The organism is Vibrio sp. 10N.222.46.A1, assembly GCF_041473595.1.
Lineage (GTDB): Bacteria > Pseudomonadota > Gammaproteobacteria > Enterobacterales > Vibrionaceae > Vibrio > Vibrio tasmaniensis_A.
Map to the genome: position 1 here is coordinate 1 of NZ_JBFRSN010001168.1, position 1,250 is coordinate 1,250.

General features: G+C 45.4%; 3 protein-coding genes. 1 reads left to right on the forward strand and 2 read right to left on the reverse strand.

What is annotated here, in order from left to right:
• A partial coding sequence (locus AB4496_RS24890; protein ID WP_372132489.1) for an AraC family transcriptional regulator occupies window positions 1–137 on the forward strand: 137 nt, incomplete at its 5' end.
• Between the two features lie 63 nt (window positions 138–200).
• Here the strand turns inward: AB4496_RS24890 and AB4496_RS24895 are convergent.
• Both AB4496_RS24895 and AB4496_RS24900 read right to left on the reverse strand, forming a co-directional pair.
• On the reverse strand, window positions 201–974 hold the full coding sequence (locus AB4496_RS24895) for a PTS sugar transporter subunit IIA (RefSeq protein ID WP_102258255.1): 774 nt from the start codon (window positions 972–974) through the stop codon (window positions 201–203).
• 7 nt (window positions 975–981) lie between these two features.
• Complete coding sequence (locus AB4496_RS24900) at window positions 982–1,248, reverse strand: PTS fructose transporter subunit IIB (protein WP_372132486.1); 267 nt, start codon at window positions 1,246–1,248, stop codon at window positions 982–984.
• Between the last annotated feature and the right edge of the window lie 2 nt (window positions 1,249–1,250).

Here is a 1,250-nt window from a genome sequence, read left to right on the forward strand (position 1 = left end):
AGTTTATGCTTAAGAAGTACAACTTCAAACTCAATGAAGTGGCACTACGTTGTGGCTTTAAAGATGTGAACTACTTCTGCCGCGTGTTTAAGAATCGCACCGGTAGAACGCCGACCGAATATCGTGGCTCTATTTAGTTAAGCCGTCTTTTTAAGTCGGAGCGTATTTTTTTGTTGAGCCGTCTTTTGGAGTGAGTAGCCTTACAGCAGGCGAGATGAGATATACATCAGCAAGGCTTGTAAATCGACACTGCTTCGAGTCTTTTGCAAACGCTCGTTGACCTGATCGTGAAGTAGGTTTCTAGTTAGGTTGGTCGTCGCCACAATGTGTTCACGTTGCGGCTTGGTTGGCAGTACTAAAGCGATAGCTACGTGTACTTGGCCAATTTGAGATGCCCAGTCAATCGGGTTGTCACTGACGATCACCGCGATCGAGAGATCTTGAGTAGATTCAAACATCACATGTGGCAGTGCGATACCTGGTGACACGCAGGTTGAAGAGCGTTCTTCTCGCTTAATGAAAGCCAAAATCAGCTCATCTGGATCTTCTGGATAAACGAGGTGAGCGAGCCCTTTCAAGCACTCAAATTTTGTCAGTTGAGTTTGCGCCTTAGCGTGGTGCCACTTGATGTCACAAGGCGGGCATATCTGAGGCATACGCTGGATTAAGTCGTTCGAGAACTCATGATTCACTTGTGAGCCAACCATGTCGTAATGCTCAGCAATCACGTCTTTTATTACAAAACATGCGAGTTCAGCATCAATACCTACTGCGGTTATCTGGCATAAATCCCCCCGGAGTAAACCCACTTGTAACATCGCGACAGATTTGGAGAGATCAGCGGTTCGATTTTGAGTGATGTTGATAATGCGGATGTTGCTTTTGAACTTCTTCGCTAAACGAGTCAACGGCTGCGCGACGTGTGAGTTCGCGGCAGGATCGTCAACGAAGAAGGTGATCTGATATTCATTCATGAAAGGTTTAAGTTCGACAATGCTTGATAAAGACTTTATCGACACTCAATAACACCTCTTCCATTGGAATGAATACGGTTTTCGCTGGGTCAAATCGACTTGGTTGTTCGATGTCGATATCAGAGACGATCAACACTTTGTCTGCGAGGGTAATATCCTGGCCTGTCAGTAAGTTTTCAATCCCCATAGCGCCTTGAGTCTCAACCTTGATTGAAACATTGAATTTTGGGGCTGTTTTATTTAGTGCATCAGCTGCCATATAGGTGTGCGCAATGC